Raw genomic sequence first — 13,826 nt, 5'->3', positions numbered from 1 at the left:
CCCGTCACTGCCGGCAAGTTCTATCCGCGAACGGCTGTCCGCTAAGCGGCCCGGCTCCGGCGGACGGGACGGACCAGCAAACGGCTACGTCAGACGCAGCGCCGGACCTTCACACCGCCGACCCATACCCAGCGGCAGGCCACGGCCACCGGCTTGCGGACGACGACCGCGCCGCGCGCTCCGGCGCAGCCGGCGCGATAGACGCCCCTGGCGCATACGGCGGCGTTGGCTTCGTTCGATTCAAAAGTCATCGTGGCGCCGAAGGCGAACAGGGCGGATGCAATGATCAGCAGGTGACGCATGTTGATCTCCCGGACTTCCGTGGTTGAAATTAAGGCTCGAAATTTTCTTATTGAAAGTTTTTTTTGGGGCTTGGCAAAGTTCTACGGATGCCTGTCGCGGCGTGCGCGCACGCCGATCTCGCAGCAGCGGCCGGCATCAGCGCCAGCCGCCTCATTTCTTCTCGGCGGCCGTCAGCACCTTCTTGCAGGCCGCCGTGAGCTTGTCGTTCTCCTTGGCGAGGCAGGCAATGATGCGTCCACCGCCCGGCGTGACGCCTTTGCAGTATTTTTCGTAATCGCCCATGCAGGCGTTGCGCTGTTCGGCCGTCATGTCCTGGGTGAAAGCAGCCTGCGACATGCAGAGCAGGGCAGTGGCGGTCAGGATGACGCGTAGCATCGGTTTCTCCCTTCGTTGTGGCCGGTTGAAGGCGACTATCCGCGGACCAGGTGCCGGCCTTCTTGCTTCTTGATCGCGGACCCGCTGTAGTGAAACTTTCGTTCATTGCTGCAAAGAAAATTCGAGGAAAAGGTCGAGGAAAATTCAATGGCGCAGCTCAGGGCCAAATGGTTGTCGTTCTATGCCGAACGTGTCGAACCGGTCTCAAAAGAAGTATTCGCTCACATCGAAAAGCTGATCATCGGGACGTTGATCGTATCGGCCGGCGCACATGTCTCGAGCAACGAGCCGGCGATCGTTCTGTTCGGCTATCTCAGGCACGGCCTGATCGGCCGCGGCGTCATGCTGTTCGGCGTCATTCTCCTGCTGCTGAACTTCCTCGACGGGCTCTACAAGCTCGCCAAGGTCAACTGGCATATCGCCTACCAGATCCTGATGGCGATCCTCTATGTCTCGCTGTCGGTACGGCTCATTCAGCTCATCCTCGCCTTTCGCGGCGGCGAGTGACCGGCGAGCCCCGGATCGAGGGGGATCGCCGGGCGTGGCGATTAACGCGCGGCGAACTGGGACAGCACGTCCTTGCAGGCCGGCGAAAGCTGGGCGGCGTTGGTCGCAAGGCACTGCACGATCCGGCCGCCGCCCGGCGCGACGCCGCCGCAAATCGCGCGGACGTCGGCGCCGCAGGCCGAGCGCAGCACGAACAGCTCTTCGCGCGGGCGCATCGGCCGCAGCACGATCACGGTCGGCGCAGCCGACGGTGCCGCAGCCGCTCCGGCCGCCGGAGCTGCACCTGCGGCCGGTGCTGCCGCTGCCGCCGCAGCCCCGCCGCCGCCCGCGGCCGAGACGGCTGTCGCGCATCCGGCCGAGAGTTTTGCCTTGTTCTTTTCCAGGCATTGCAGCGCGGGCGCTCCACCGGACGGCACCCCCGCACAAACTTTGGGATAATCGGAGCGGCACGCGCTGCGGATCGCGGAGATCTGTGCGCTGGTCGGTTGCCCCGCGGGTGCAGCGGCCGCGGCCTTTGGCTCACCGGCCGTCGGTGCTGCCGCCGCAGCCGCAGGAGCCGCGGGTTTTGCTGGCGCGGCTTCAGCCGGCTTCGTCGTCGCGGCGGCCGGGGCTTCCACTGCGCGCACCGCGCTCTGGCAACTCGATGAAAGGCTCGACATGCTCTTCTGCAGGCATTGCAGCGATGCCTCGCCGCCCGGCGGCACGCTGGAGCAATGCGCGATGTAGTCGTTGCGGCATTGCGACTTGATGGCGTCGCGTTGCGCCTGGGTCGGCGCTTGCGCGAACGCGGGTGCTGCCACCGCGAGTATTGCGACCGCCAGCAGCGGGCCAAGCTTTCTCGGGCGCGTCAATGCATCGATCATTTGAATAAATCCTTTTGTCGTCGCCGGAAGCCGCCGCTCCAACGGAAGTGAATCTGGAAAGCACTTGGTCGTGAAAAATCGGGATGCATCATTTTCGCTTTCCGGTTCCGCTGCAAGCGGATTGTTGCTATTTTCATGGGGTAGCGAAAAGCCGATTTCTGACTAAAGCCTTTTCCAGAACAGAACCGATTGGGGCACGAAAAATGAAGGCTTCGCGTTCGCCGGCACATTTGAGGTCATGCGGCACTGCCGCGCAAAAAGGCGCGGCGATCGGCCGTACCGGCTTCGCGATCGCCGCGATGGCCGTCTTAAGTGCCTGCGAACAAAATACTTTTGTGCAGCCCCCGCCGGCCAAGGTCGACGTGGCGGTGCCGGTGCAACGGCCCTTCACGCGCTACCTGGAAGCGACCGGCAATACGGCTGCGTTCAAAAATGTCGATCTGGTCGCGCGTGTGCAGGGCTTTCTGCAATCGATCAACTATAAGGACGGCGCCTTCGTAAAGGAGGGCACGTCGCTGTTCACGATCGAGCCCGACACCTACAAGCTCAAGCTTGAACAGGCGCAGGCGGCGGAAACAGGCGCACAGGCAACGGTGCGACAGGCCGAAGCCGACTTCAAGCGCCAGCAGGAGTTGGTGCAGCGGCAAGCTGTTTCGCAGGCGACGCTGGATACTTCCACCTCCAACCGCGACAACGCGCAGGCGAACCTGCTGCAGGCGCAAGTCAATACCAAGATCGCGGCGGTCAATTACGGCTATACCAATGTGGCTGCGCCGTTCGATGGCGTCGTCAGCGCACATCTGGTCTCCATCGGCGAACTCGTCGGTGCCTCGTCGCCGACGCAGCTCGCCACCATCGTGGCGCTCGATCCGATCTATGTGAATTTCAACGTCAACGAACAGGACGTGCTGCGGATTCGCGAAGAGGCGCGGCGGCGCGGGATGACGCCCGACGATCTCAGGCAGCTGCCGGTTGAAGTCGGGCTGCAGACCGAAACCGGATTTCCCCACAAGGGCAAGCTCGACTATGCGGCAGCGACGCTGAACCAGTCGACCGGCACGCTGCCCGTGCGCGGCGTGCTGCCCAACGCCGACCGCGCCTTGTTGCCGGGCTTCTTTGTCCGCGTTCGCGTGCCGGTCGATCAGGTGCAGAACGCGCTTTTCGTGCCCGACGTCGCCCTCGGCGCCGATCAGGCCGGGCGCTACGTGCTGGTTGTGAATGCGGATAATGTCGTCGAGCAGCGCAGGGTGCGGGTCGGGCCGCTGGAAGGCGAGCTCCGCGTCATCGAAGAAGGCCTGAAGGGCGATGATCGCGTGATTACCGCCGGGCTGCTCCGCGCGATCCCGGGCCAGAAGGTCGATCCGCAAATCAAGACCGTCGAAGCGCAGCCGGCGTCGGCCAAGTAGGAGCCGGCCATGATTTCAAAATTCTTCATCGAGCGGCCGGTCCTTTCCAACGTCATCGCCATCCTGATGATCCTGATCGGCGGCGTCTGCCTGTTCCGGCTTGCTGTCGCGCAATATCCCGAGGTCGTGCCGCCCACAGTGCAGGTGACAACCCGCTATCCCGGCGCCAGCGCGAAAACCGTGATCGATACGGTGGCGCTGCCGATCGAGCAGCAGGTTAACGGCGTCGAGGACATGCTTTACATGCAGTCCTACAGCGGCGCCGACGGCTCCTATTCGCTGACGGTGACCTTCAAGATCGGCACCGATCTCAACTTCGCGCAGGTGCTGGTGCAGAACCGGGTGTCTAGCGCGCTGGCGCAATTGCCGCAGGCGGTGCAGAACCAGGGCGTCACCGTGCAGAAGAGATCGACGTCGATCCTGCTGTTCGTGACGCTGACCTCGCCGAAATCGACTTATGACAGCCTGTTCCTTTCGAACTACGCCACCATCAATATCCGAGACGAGCTGTCGCGCTTGCCCGGCGTCGGTAACGTCACGGTGTTCGGTGCCGGCCAGTATTCGATGCGGGTCTGGCTCGATCCGAACAAGCTCTATGCGCGCAATTTGATGCCGCAGGACGTCATTTCGGCGATCCAACAGCAGAGCCAGCAGGTCACGGCCGGACAGGTCGGCGCACCGCCGGCGCCTGCCGGACAATCCTTTCAATATACGCTGAATGTCGCCGGACGGCTCGACGACGTCAGCGAGTTCGAGAACGTGATTGTCAAGACCGGCAACAGCGGCGACGTCACGCGGGTGCGCGACGTCGGCTGGGTCGAGCTCGGCGCCCAGACCTACAGCCAGCAGTTCTCGCTGAACAACAAGCCGGCGACCGGCATCGGCGTGTTCCAGTCGCCCGGCGCCAATGCGCTCGAGGTCGAGCAGGCCGTCAAGAAGAAGATGGAGCAGCTCGCGAAGTCGTTCCCGCAGGACGTCGTCTACGACACGCCGTTCGACACCACCAAATTCGTCTCCGAATCGATCAACGAGGTCTACAAGACGCTGATCGAGGCCGGCTTTCTCGTGCTGATCGTGATCCTGGTCTTCCTGCAGGACTGGCGCGCGATGCTGGTGCCGGCGACCACGGTGCCGGTGACGATCATCGGCGCCTTCGCGGCGATGGCCGCGCTCGGCTTCACCGTCAACATCTCGACGCTGTTTGCGATCGTGCTGGCGATCGGCATCGTGGTCGACGATGCCATCGTCGTGGTCGAAGGCGCGGCCCACAATATCGAGAAGGGGATGTCCGGCCATGATGCGGCGATCAGCGCGATGGATGCGCTGTTCGCGCCGATCGTCGGCATCACGCTGGTGCTGATCTCGGTGTTCCTGCCGTCGGCGTTCCTGCCGGGATTGACGGGGCGGATGTACGCCCAGTTCGCGCTGGTGATCGCCGCGACCGCGCTGCTCAGCGCCGTCAATGCGGCAACGCTGAAGCCGACACAGTGCGCCCTGTGGCTGCGCCCGCCCGCGCCGCCGGAGCAGCGCAACTTCTTCTATCGCGGCTTCAACGCGGTCTATAACCGCATTGAGGCCTGGTATAGCCGGCTGATCGGCCGCCTGGTCGCGCACAGTAATGTGTCGGTGATCTCAGCGCTAATCCTGATCGCGATCGGTGGTTACGGCCTGTCGCGGGTGCCGACCGGCTTCATCCCGATCGAGGATCAGGGCTATCTCCTGGTCGCCGTGCAGCTGCCCGACGGTGCTTCGCTGGATCGAACCCAGCGCGTGCTGACGCGTGTCAGCGAGATCACCGGAAAGTCGGCGGGAGTAGAGCAGGTGATCACCATCGCCGGCATCTCCGCACTCGACAATTCCTCCAGCCTCGCCAATGCGGGCGTGGCCTACCTCATTCTCAAGGAGTGGAGCGCGCGCGGGCAGGGCGAGGACCTGCGGTCGCTGTTCGTCGGCTTGAACGAAAAGCTGTCCGTCATCGAGGAGGCGCGCATTCTTGTCGTGCCGCCGCCGCCGATCCAGGGCATCGGCAACGCCGCGGGGTTTGCCATGCAGGTGCAGCTCCGCGACGGCAATTCCGATTTCAGCAAGCTGCAGGCGATTGCCGGGGCGATCGTCACCAATGCCGGAACGCAGAGCGCGCTGCAGCGGGTCTCTTCGCCGTTCCGCTCGATGGTGCCGCAGTTCGATGTCGAGGTTGACAGGGTCAAGGCCCAGACCATGCACGTCACGACCGACCAGGTGTTCTCGACGCTGTCGTCTTACATGGGGTCGAGCTACGTCAACCAGTTCAACAAGTTCGGCCGCACCTTCCAGGTCTATGCGCAGGGCGACGCGCAATTCCGCCTGACGCCGCGCGACATCGAGCGGTTGACGGTGCGCAACAGCCAGGGCGACATGATCCCGCTCGGCGCGGTCGCGAAGATCACGCCGGCGGTCGGCCCATCGTTGATCAGCCTGTATAACCTCTATCCGTCGGCGACCATCATCGGCCTGCCTGCCACCGGCTACAGCTCGGGACAGTCGATGACCCTGATGGAAGAGATCGCCGCCAAGACATTGCCACAGGGCACCGGCTTCGAGTGGACGGCGATGTCGTATCAGGAGAAGGTGGTTGGCGGCCAGATCTACTGGGCGTTCGGCCTTGCCCTGCTGCTGGTCTACCTCGTACTGGCCGGCCAGTATGAAAGCTGGTACGCGCCGATCTCGGTCATTCTCGCGGTGCCATTGTCGCTGCTCGGGCCGATGCTGGTGCTGACGGGACTGCGGATCGAGAACAACCTCTATACCCAGATCGGCATCATCCTGTTGATCGCATTGTCGGCCAAAAACGCGATCCTGATCGTCGAAGTGGCGCTGGAGCTGCACGTGCGCGACCGCAAGCCACTATTGGAATCCGCCGTCAACGCCGCGCGCGCCCGCTTCCGCCCGATCCTGATGACGTCGTTCGCCTTCATCCTCGGCGTCGTGCCGCTGGTGCTCGCCACCGGCGCCGGCGCCAATGCGCGGAAGTCGATCGGCATCACGGTGTTCTCGGGCATGTTGGCCTCGACCTGTCTCGCCGTGCTATTCGTGCCGACGTTCTTTGTCGTGATCCAGCGGTTCGAGAACTGGCTGAAGGAGCGAAAGGCGAAGAAGGCTGGGGTGAAGGCGGCGCAAGCGGAAGCGGCGCGTTAGCGCGCGGTCGAATCTCCCTCGCCCCGCTCTTCGCGGGGAGAGGGTCGGGGTGAGGGGCTCTCTCCGCGAGCCGTGGACGATGTGAGACCTGTACCCCCTCACCCGGATTGCTTCGCAATCCGACCTCTCCCCGGCAAGCGGGGTGAGTTTAAGGAAACGCCGCTATACCTTCACCATCCGCTTGCCCCGATTCTCGCCGGCCAACAAACCGATCAGCGCTTTGGGCGTGTTCTCAAAACCGTCGATCACGTCTTCCTGCACCTTGAGTTTGCCGGAGGCGACCCAGGACTGCAGATCTTTTAGCGCTGCGGCGCTCTGGTCCATGTAGTCCATCACGATGAAGCCCTGCATGATGAGGCGCTTCACCACGATCAGGCCGGGCACGCCGCGCGGGCCGTGGGCCGAGGGCGTGCCATCATATTGCGAAATCGCCCCGCAGCAGGCGATGCGGCCACGGTTGTTCATCAGCGACAGGCAAGCCTCAAGAATATCGCCGCCTACATTGTCGAAATAGACGTCGATGCCCTTGGGCGCGGCGGCGCGCAGCGCCTTGAAGGTGGCGCCGTCCTTGTAGTCGACCGCGGCGTCGAAGCCGAGTTCGGAGGTGAGCCACTGGCATTTGTCCTTGCCGCCGGCAATGCCGATGACAGTGCAGCCCTTGATCTTGGCGATCTGGCCGACGATCGACCCGACTGAGCCGGCGGCTGCCGAGACCACTACCGTTTCTCCCTCCTTCGGCTTGCCGATGTGTAAGAGACCAAAATAGGCGGTGAGACCGGCGATGCCGTAGACGCTAAGCAAATGCGTCATCGGCTCCATTCTCGGCATCTTGGTGAGATGCTTGACCGGCACGGCGGCATAATCCTGCCAGCCGGTATCGCCGAATACGATGTCGCCCGGCGCGAGGCCCGGCGCCTTCGAGGCGACGACCTCAGCGATGCTGCCGCCCGCCATCACCGTGTTGGCCTCGACCGCGGCTCGATAGGTCGCGCCGTGCATCCAGGCACGGTTGGCGGCGTCGAGCGAGATATAGCGCGTGCGCACCAGCGCCTCGCCGTCCTTCGGCTCGGGCAGCTCGCCCACGACCTGCTTGAAATGCTCCGGGCCGAGCTTGCCGGTGGGCTTCTCGACCAGCAGAATTTGGCGGTTCACCGTGTCGCTCATGATGTTGTCCCCTCCGAATGATTTTCCTCGTGGCATTTCCGATGCAACGGGCTGCGCATGAAGTGATCATCTGCACAGATTGTGCGCTGCATGAACGGTAGTCGGCGTGTGCGCTTTCTACAACAGAAACCTTCCCGCAACGCCGCCGAGCTCCGACGGCTGTTGCGCCGTTCCTGAAATCTGCCAGACTTACCACCGCCGGTTGCCAAGAAACGGGGGCACGATGTCCAACAGGTTCACGCAACTCATTCTGATCGCGATGGCGCTCGGCATCGTGATGGGCTCGCTGGTCTACAACTACATGCCCGACAGCCGCGTCGAGATCGCGGCGTCCGTCAACCTGATCGCCATGCTGTTCCTGCGCCTGATCAAGATGATCATTGCGCCTTTGGTGTTCGCAACGCTTGTCGGCGGCATCGCGCATATGGGAACCGGGTCCAAGCTAGGACGGGTGTTCGCCAAGACGATGGGCTGGTTCGTCAGCGCCTCTTTCGTTTCGCTGCTGCTCGGCCTCGTCATGGTCAATCTGCTGCAGCCGGGCGCGAACTTCCCCGGTACGCTGCCGGACAAGGGCCAATCGACCGGCTTGCCGGTCTCGGCCTTCTCGATCGAAAAATTCCTGACGCATCTGATCCCGACCTCGATCGCCGATGCGATGGCGCAGAACGAAATTCTGCAGATCGTAGTGTTTGCCGTGTTTTTTGCGGTGGCGCTCGGCGCACTGCCTGAACGCGCCAAGTCGATGCTTTCGCTGATCGACGACCTCGCTCACATCATGCTGAAAGTGACCGGCTACGTGATGCTGTTCGCGCCGGTCGCGGTATGGGCGGCGATCATGGCGACCGTGTCGAAGAACGGCCTTGGCGTATTGTGGAAGCTGATCGTGTTCATGGGCGGCTTTTATCTGTCGCTGCTGATCCTGTGGGCGATCCTGGTCGTGGTCGGCTTCGTCGTGCTCGGGCCGCGATACAGCAGTCTCCTGCACCTGATCCGCGAGCCGCTGATGATCGCATTCTCCACGGCGTCGTCGGAAGCTGCCTATCCGAAGACGCTGGAAGGGCTCAACCGCTTCGGCGCCTCGCCGCGGATTTCGGCTTTCGTGCTGCCGCTCGGCTACTCGTTCAACCTCGACGGCACGATGATGTATTGCACCTTTGCCGCAGTCTTCATCGCGCAGACCTACCATATCGACATGTCGCTCGGCACCCAGCTGGCGATGCTGGCGACGCTGATGATCACCTCCAAGGGCGTGGCGGGCGTGCCGCGCGCCTCGCTCGTGGTGATCGCCTCGACGCTTAGCCAGTTCGGCATTCCCGAGGCCGGCTTATTGATGATCATGGGCATCGACACCTTCCTCGATATGGGACGCAGCGCTACCAACGTGATCGGCAATTCGCTGGCGACCGCCGTGGTAGCGAAATGGGAGGGCGAGCTGAAGCCCGAACACGAGCTGGGCTCTGACGACGTCGTGCCCGAAGATGCCGTCCCCGGTGATCCCCTGCCGGCCCATTGAGGGAGGGACGCATGGACCGGTCCCCGAGAAGGACGACAGGGCGGTCGGTGGCGGCGGGATGCCTTGTGCTGGCAGCCTGTCTGCTGGCGGCGCCAGCGTCCGCCCAGACCGCCGGCGAGGGACTTAGCCCCACGCTTGCCAACATCAAGCGGACGCATGTCGTGCGTCTCGGCTATCGCGAGAGTTCGCCGCCATTCTCGTTCCTGGATCAGGCGGGCCGGCCGATCGGCTACAGCCTCGAACTGTGCGAGGCGATCGTCGAGGAAATCGGCGTCGAGGTCGATGACGCCACTCTCAGGATCGAATACGTCAAGGTCACCTCCGACGACCGCATTCCCGCGGTGACGGACAACAAGATCGATCTCGAATGCGGCTCGACCACGGCAAATGCCGAGCGCGCCAAGGTGGTGGCGTTCTCGCCGCTGATGTTCGTCGCCGGCACCAAGCTGATGGTGCCGAAATCTTCCACCATCTCCGCGCCAACGGACCTGAAAGGCAAGGCCGTGGTGGTGACAAAGGGTACCACCAACGAGCAGGCGATGCACGTGATCGACAAGAAGTTCTCGCTCGGTCTGAATATCGTGACGTCGCCCGATCATGAGCAGTCCTACCAGATGCTGGTGGACGGCAAGGTCGACGCCTTCGCGACCGACGACATCCTGCTCTACGGCCTGATCGCGCGGCACAAAACGCAGGACAAGTTCAAGGTGACAGGGGAGTATCTGTCCTACGATCCCTACGGCATCATGTTCCGCAAGGGCGAGCCGCAGCTCAAGGCCGTGGTCGAACGCACCTTCCGCAAGCTCGGCTCGGGCCGCGACCTCGTCCCGCTCTATAACAAATGGTTCGTAGGCCGGCTGCCGACCGGCGAGAGGCTCGGCGTGCCGATCTCGTTGCAGCTTGAAGAGGCGTTCAAGGCGCTCGACGATACGCAGGGGTCGAGCAATTAGGCGCCTCGATCCTCATGGTGAGCAGCCGCAACGCGGCGTGCAGGCCGGGTGTGGCCTCATCCTTCGAGACGCGCGTTCCGCCCTCCTCAGGATGAGGATCGATGCTGGCGGGTGCTCAGAAGAAGTCCAGATTCTCCGCTCGGCCGCCCTTGACGACGGTCGCGTATTCGGCCGCCAGAAACAGTCCGCCGGCCACATACACCCTTCGTTTTTCCGCCCTCGCCATCTCCTGCGACCGCCGCACGGCGTCCGCGATCGTCGCGGCGACATGGACGTTCGCAGCCGGATTTCCGCGCCGCGCAGCGGCGGCGATGGCTTGCGGCTCAGTGCCCTTGTGATGCGCGGCCGTGCAGATGATGGTGTCGAAGGCGGGCGCCAGCGCGCCGACGATTTCGTCGGCCTTCTTATCGCGCGACGCGCCGGTGACGAGAATCCAGTCGTCGGGGCCATGGGTCGCGGTAAGGCCCCGGAGCGCCTGCCGGATGCCATCGGGCGTATGGCCGACGTCGATCACCGTGAGCGGCTCGCGCCGGATGATCTCGAGGCGGCCGGGCCAGCGCACATTGCGAAGGCCCGTACGTATCGCCGCCTCGGTCTTGCTGAGGGCGCTCTGAGGCTGCTCGTCCTGCAGCCATAGCAGGAACAGCGCGATGGCGATGGCGGCGTTGTTGATCTGGAAGGGGCCGGGCAGATTGAGTTCGACGCGCTGAAACTGCCGGCCGCCGAACCCGTAATCGAACTGTTGTGCTGATCGGGACTGGGTCTCGTTGCCGACAGCGATCTCGTCGCAAACGAACAGCGACCTGCGCCCCGGTCCGCGGTTGAATTCAGCGAGATGCGGCCGCAGGGATCGGCAGTTCTCGCCATAGATAATCGTGCCGCCGGCGGCGCAGGCGTCGCTCTTGTCGGAGGCGATCAGTTCAAGCAAATGTCCGAGCAGCGCGACGTGCTCGTAGTCCACCGAGGTGACGCAGGTCGTGCGCGCGCTGACTAGGCGCACCGGATCATAGCGGCCGCCGATGCCGGCCTCGAGCACGATAAAATCGCACTGGCTCTCCTGGAAGTGCAGGCAGGCAAGCGCGAACAGCGCTTCGAAGGCGCCGAACTTTTCGCCGCGCTTGGCGAGGGCGGCAATGGCGGCCTCGACCTGTCGCTTGAGCCGGGCGAGGGCGTCGTCATCGATCTCCGTCGCATCGACCTGGATCCGCTCGTTGAAGCGAAAGAGATGCGGCGAGGTGAACAGGCCGGTGCGCAGGCCATGCGCGTGGCCGATGGCGGCGCACATCGCGGCCGTGCTGCCCTTGCCGTTCGATCCCGTCACCACGACCGAATGGCGCTGCAGCCAGGCGCGGTCGATCGCCAGCGCGTCCAGCAGCGCCGCCAGTCGCGCCAGACAGATGCCGTCGCCATATTTTGGCAGATCGAACATCACAGCAGACCCATGGCTACGAGAGTGTGATGCCAGATTCTTAGAATGAGGTCGCCGCGGCCGGAGTCTTCCAGGAGCCTGATCGATGGATTGGAATTGACCTCGATGATTTCAATTGCATCCGGATTGCCGCCGACATCGACGAACAGGTCGATGGCTGCGACGTGGAGCCCGATCGCATGGGCGGCCCGTCGCGCCAGGGTGACGGCCTTTTCGGACGGCGCCTCTGCCAGCACCATCGTGCCGCCCGCGCTCAGGTTCATCCGCCCGGGAATCTCGTGGGGCTCGCCGCTGGCCGGCATGGCATCGAGCGATGGATCGTTGGCCGGCAGCGAAACGGGCGAGAGGCCGCGCCCGCGCAGGGCATCGTTATGGGCGGTGAGCAGTTCGCGCAGCGTGCGCACGCCATCGCCTGTGACCTGTGGCGGATATTTTCGCGCGCAATAGAGCGGCTCGTTGTCGAGCAGGAAGACGCGATATTCGATCCCATCCACGATTGGTTGGATCAGAACCGCGTCGTAATACTTCATCACCTCGTCGAGATAACGAACGAGCGCGGCCTCGCCGTGCACGGCTTGCGCGAAATCGCCGCGCGATCCCGTGAGCGGCTTGAGGAAGGCCGAGCCGCCCAGTGTCCTGAAGCAGGCGATCGCATCGCTGCGCTCATGCCCGCTCGGGCGATGCGCGCGGTGACGCTCGTGCAGGAAGAAATATTCGCCGCCGAGCGCCGGCACGCCGGCCCGTCGCAAAATCCGGCTCGCAAACGACTTGTCGGATGCCAGCGTCGAGGCGGTCGCGCTGTTCTGCGGATACCAGGAGCAGCGGCCGGCGCCGAAATGAACCAGCCTGTCGCGCGAGGCGATGCTGAACAGCAATCCCGATCCGCCATCGAGATCGCAAAACGTGAGCCCAAATTCGGCAGAGGCGTATTCCGCATAGACCGCCTGGTCCGGATAAAAGCCCGGTTTTCCCGTTCGAAACTCGTTTGGGTTTCGCATGTGATCTCTTTTGAAACGTTCTTAATCAGGCGTAGTCATTTATTGCCAGATCGACGCCGAATTCAGCAAGTTAATTGCGCGAAGATAGCGTTAACGAAGACGATCGAACCTTTTTGCAAATTGGACCGACTGCCATTCCGAGTTATCGATTGTGCTGCAGGTCATATTGACTATGTGTGTGCCGTGCGCAAATGAAGCGCCAAATCGCCGAGAATTTCGCTGATTTTTGGCACTTGAGGCCTGAAAACTGAAACGTTCTACACCGAGCCGTCAGGAAAAACGAAAACACCATGAGCGCGTTCTACAGAGAGAAGGTTCTTTCCGTTCGTCACTGGACGGATACGCTGTTCAGCTTCCGAGCCACCCGCGATTCAGGCTTCCGCTTCCAGAACGGCCAGTTTGCGATGATCGGCCTCGAGGTCGAGGGCCGGCCGCTGCTGCGCGCCTACAGCATGGCGAGCGCCAATCACGAGGAAGAGCTGGAGTTCTTTTCCATCAAGGTGCCGAACGGTCCGTTGACGTCCAAGCTGCAGAAGATCCGCGAAGGCGACGAGATCCTGGTCGGCCGCAAGGCGACCGGCACACTGATTACGGACAATCTGATTCCTGGCAAGCGCCTGCTGCTGCTGTCGACCGGCACCGGCCTTGCGCCGTTCGCCAGCCTGATCAAGGACCCCGACGTCTATGATCGCTACGAGACGATCGTGCTCGTGCATGGTTGCCGGCAGGTCTCCGAACTCGCCTACGGCGAGGATCTGGTCGCCAAGCTGCGCGACGACGAACTGTTCGGACCGCTGCTGTCGGAGAAGCTGCTGTACTATCCGACCGTGACCCGCGAGCCGTTCCGCAACCGCGGTCGCATCACCGACCTGATCTCGTCCGAACAACTGTTCAACGACATCCACCAGGCGCCGCTCGACATCGAGACCGACCGCATCATGATGTGCGGCAGCCCGGCGATGCTGGAAGAGCTGAAGCAGATGTTCGAATCCGGCGGCTTCATCGAAGGCAGCGGCAACACGCCCGGCCATTTCGTGATCGAAAAGGCGTTTGTCGAACGCTGATACTTTCTTGTCCCGGACGCGGCGCAGCGCTCGTTGGCGGTGCGCCGCAGAGCCGGGACCTCCCGCGGATGGACCCCGGC

General features: G+C 63.2%; 12 protein-coding genes. 6 read left to right on the top strand and 6 right to left on the bottom strand.

What is annotated here, in order from left to right; all coding sequences use genetic code 11:
• Positions 1-89 precede the first annotated feature (89 nt).
• Together RX331_RS36650 and RX331_RS36645 are read right to left on the bottom strand one after the other, a co-directional pair.
• Positions 90-302 (bottom strand): hypothetical protein, encoded by a 213-nt coding sequence (locus RX331_RS36650; RefSeq protein WP_317254421.1) that lies wholly within the window; start codon positions 300-302, stop codon positions 90-92.
• Between the two features lie 151 nt (positions 303-453).
• Positions 454-678, bottom strand: coding sequence for a hypothetical protein (locus tag RX331_RS36645; protein WP_317254420.1), 225 nt, complete (start codon positions 676-678; stop codon positions 454-456).
• A 147-nt stretch (positions 679-825) separates the two neighbouring features.
• Between RX331_RS36645 and RX331_RS36640 the strand changes: the two genes are divergently transcribed.
• Complete coding sequence (locus tag RX331_RS36640; protein WP_317254419.1) at positions 826-1,185, top strand: hypothetical protein; 360 nt, start codon at positions 826-828, stop codon at positions 1,183-1,185.
• Positions 1,186-1,226: 41 nt separating this feature from the next.
• Here RX331_RS36640 and RX331_RS36635 read toward each other — a convergent pair whose 3' ends face one another.
• Entirely contained in the window at positions 1,227-2,048 is an 822-nt protein-coding gene (locus tag RX331_RS36635) for a hypothetical protein (protein ID WP_317254418.1), read from the bottom strand.
• Between the two features lie 299 nt (positions 2,049-2,347).
• Here RX331_RS36635 and RX331_RS36630 point away from each other — a divergent pair, with 299 nt between their 5' ends.
• Complete coding sequence (locus RX331_RS36630; protein ID WP_317258334.1) at positions 2,348-3,454, top strand: efflux RND transporter periplasmic adaptor subunit; 1,107 nt, start codon at positions 2,348-2,350, stop codon at positions 3,452-3,454.
• Positions 3,455-3,463: 9 nt separating this feature from the next.
• Complete coding sequence (locus RX331_RS36625; protein WP_317254417.1) at positions 3,464-6,628, top strand: efflux RND transporter permease subunit; 3,165 nt, start codon at positions 3,464-3,466, stop codon at positions 6,626-6,628.
• A 162-nt stretch (positions 6,629-6,790) separates the two neighbouring features.
• Here the strand turns inward: RX331_RS36625 and RX331_RS36620 are convergent, their stop codons facing one another.
• Complete coding sequence (locus RX331_RS36620; protein WP_317254416.1) at positions 6,791-7,792, bottom strand: NADP-dependent oxidoreductase; 1,002 nt, start codon at positions 7,790-7,792, stop codon at positions 6,791-6,793.
• Positions 7,793-8,015: 223 nt separating this feature from the next.
• Here RX331_RS36620 and RX331_RS36615 point away from each other — a divergent pair, with 223 nt between their 5' ends.
• Together RX331_RS36615 and RX331_RS36610 are read left to right on the top strand one after the other, a co-directional pair.
• Positions 8,016-9,305 carry a dicarboxylate/amino acid:cation symporter gene (locus RX331_RS36615; protein WP_317254415.1) on the top strand — a complete coding sequence of 430 codons (1,290 nt, stop codon included), beginning with the start codon at positions 8,016-8,018 and terminating at the stop codon, positions 9,303-9,305.
• Positions 9,306-9,316: 11 nt separating this feature from the next.
• Positions 9,317-10,255: an amino acid ABC transporter substrate-binding protein gene (locus tag RX331_RS36610; RefSeq protein WP_317254414.1), complete on the top strand. Its 939-nt coding sequence runs from the start codon at positions 9,317-9,319 to the stop codon at positions 10,253-10,255.
• 115 nt (positions 10,256-10,370) lie between these two features.
• Here RX331_RS36610 and RX331_RS36605 read toward each other — a convergent pair whose 3' ends face one another.
• Entirely contained in the window at positions 10,371-11,684 is a 1,314-nt protein-coding gene (locus RX331_RS36605; RefSeq protein WP_317254413.1) for a bifunctional folylpolyglutamate synthase/dihydrofolate synthase, read from the bottom strand.
• Complete coding sequence (locus tag RX331_RS36600) at positions 11,684-12,682, bottom strand: hypothetical protein (protein ID WP_317254412.1); 999 nt, start codon at positions 12,680-12,682, stop codon at positions 11,684-11,686. Before RX331_RS36600 ends, RX331_RS36605 begins: the two co-directional genes overlap by 1 nt.
• Positions 12,683-12,972: 290 nt before the next feature.
• Between RX331_RS36600 and RX331_RS36595 the strand changes: the two genes are divergently transcribed.
• On the top strand, positions 12,973-13,746 hold the full coding sequence (locus tag RX331_RS36595; RefSeq protein ID WP_317254411.1) for a ferredoxin--NADP reductase: 774 nt from the start codon (positions 12,973-12,975) through the stop codon (positions 13,744-13,746).
• Positions 13,747-13,826 lie beyond the last annotated feature (80 nt).

This window comes from Bradyrhizobium sp. BWA-3-5, assembly GCF_032917985.1.
Taxonomy (GTDB): Bacteria; Pseudomonadota; Alphaproteobacteria; order Rhizobiales; family Xanthobacteraceae; genus Bradyrhizobium.
This window is presented reverse-complemented; position numbering and strand designations above follow the sequence as displayed.

Coding starts and splice junctions, on each gene's coding strand:
- RX331_RS36645 (WP_317254420.1), bottom strand. CDS start 678: ATGCTACGCGTCATCCTGACCGCCACTGCCCTGCTCTGCATGTCGCAG.
- RX331_RS36650 (WP_317254421.1), bottom strand. CDS start 302: ATGCGTCACCTGCTGATCATTGCATCCGCCCTGTTCGCCTTCGGCGCC.
- RX331_RS36610 (WP_317254414.1), top strand. CDS start 9,317: ATGGACCGGTCCCCGAGAAGGACGACAGGGCGGTCGGTGGCGGCGGGA.
- RX331_RS36605 (WP_317254413.1), bottom strand. CDS start 11,684: ATGTTCGATCTGCCAAAATATGGCGACGGCATCTGTCTGGCGCGACTG.
- RX331_RS36595 (WP_317254411.1), top strand. CDS start 12,973: ATGAGCGCGTTCTACAGAGAGAAGGTTCTTTCCGTTCGTCACTGGACG.
- RX331_RS36620 (WP_317254416.1), bottom strand. CDS start 7,792: ATGAGCGACACGGTGAACCGCCAAATTCTGCTGGTCGAGAAGCCCACC.
- RX331_RS36630 (WP_317258334.1), top strand. CDS start 2,348: ATGGCCGTCTTAAGTGCCTGCGAACAAAATACTTTTGTGCAGCCCCCG.
- RX331_RS36615 (WP_317254415.1), top strand. CDS start 8,016: ATGTCCAACAGGTTCACGCAACTCATTCTGATCGCGATGGCGCTCGGC.
- RX331_RS36640 (WP_317254419.1), top strand. CDS start 826: ATGGCGCAGCTCAGGGCCAAATGGTTGTCGTTCTATGCCGAACGTGTC.
- RX331_RS36625 (WP_317254417.1), top strand. CDS start 3,464: ATGATTTCAAAATTCTTCATCGAGCGGCCGGTCCTTTCCAACGTCATC.
- RX331_RS36600 (WP_317254412.1), bottom strand. CDS start 12,682: ATGCGAAACCCAAACGAGTTTCGAACGGGAAAACCGGGCTTTTATCCG.
- RX331_RS36635 (WP_317254418.1), bottom strand. CDS start 2,048: ATGATCGATGCATTGACGCGCCCGAGAAAGCTTGGCCCGCTGCTGGCG.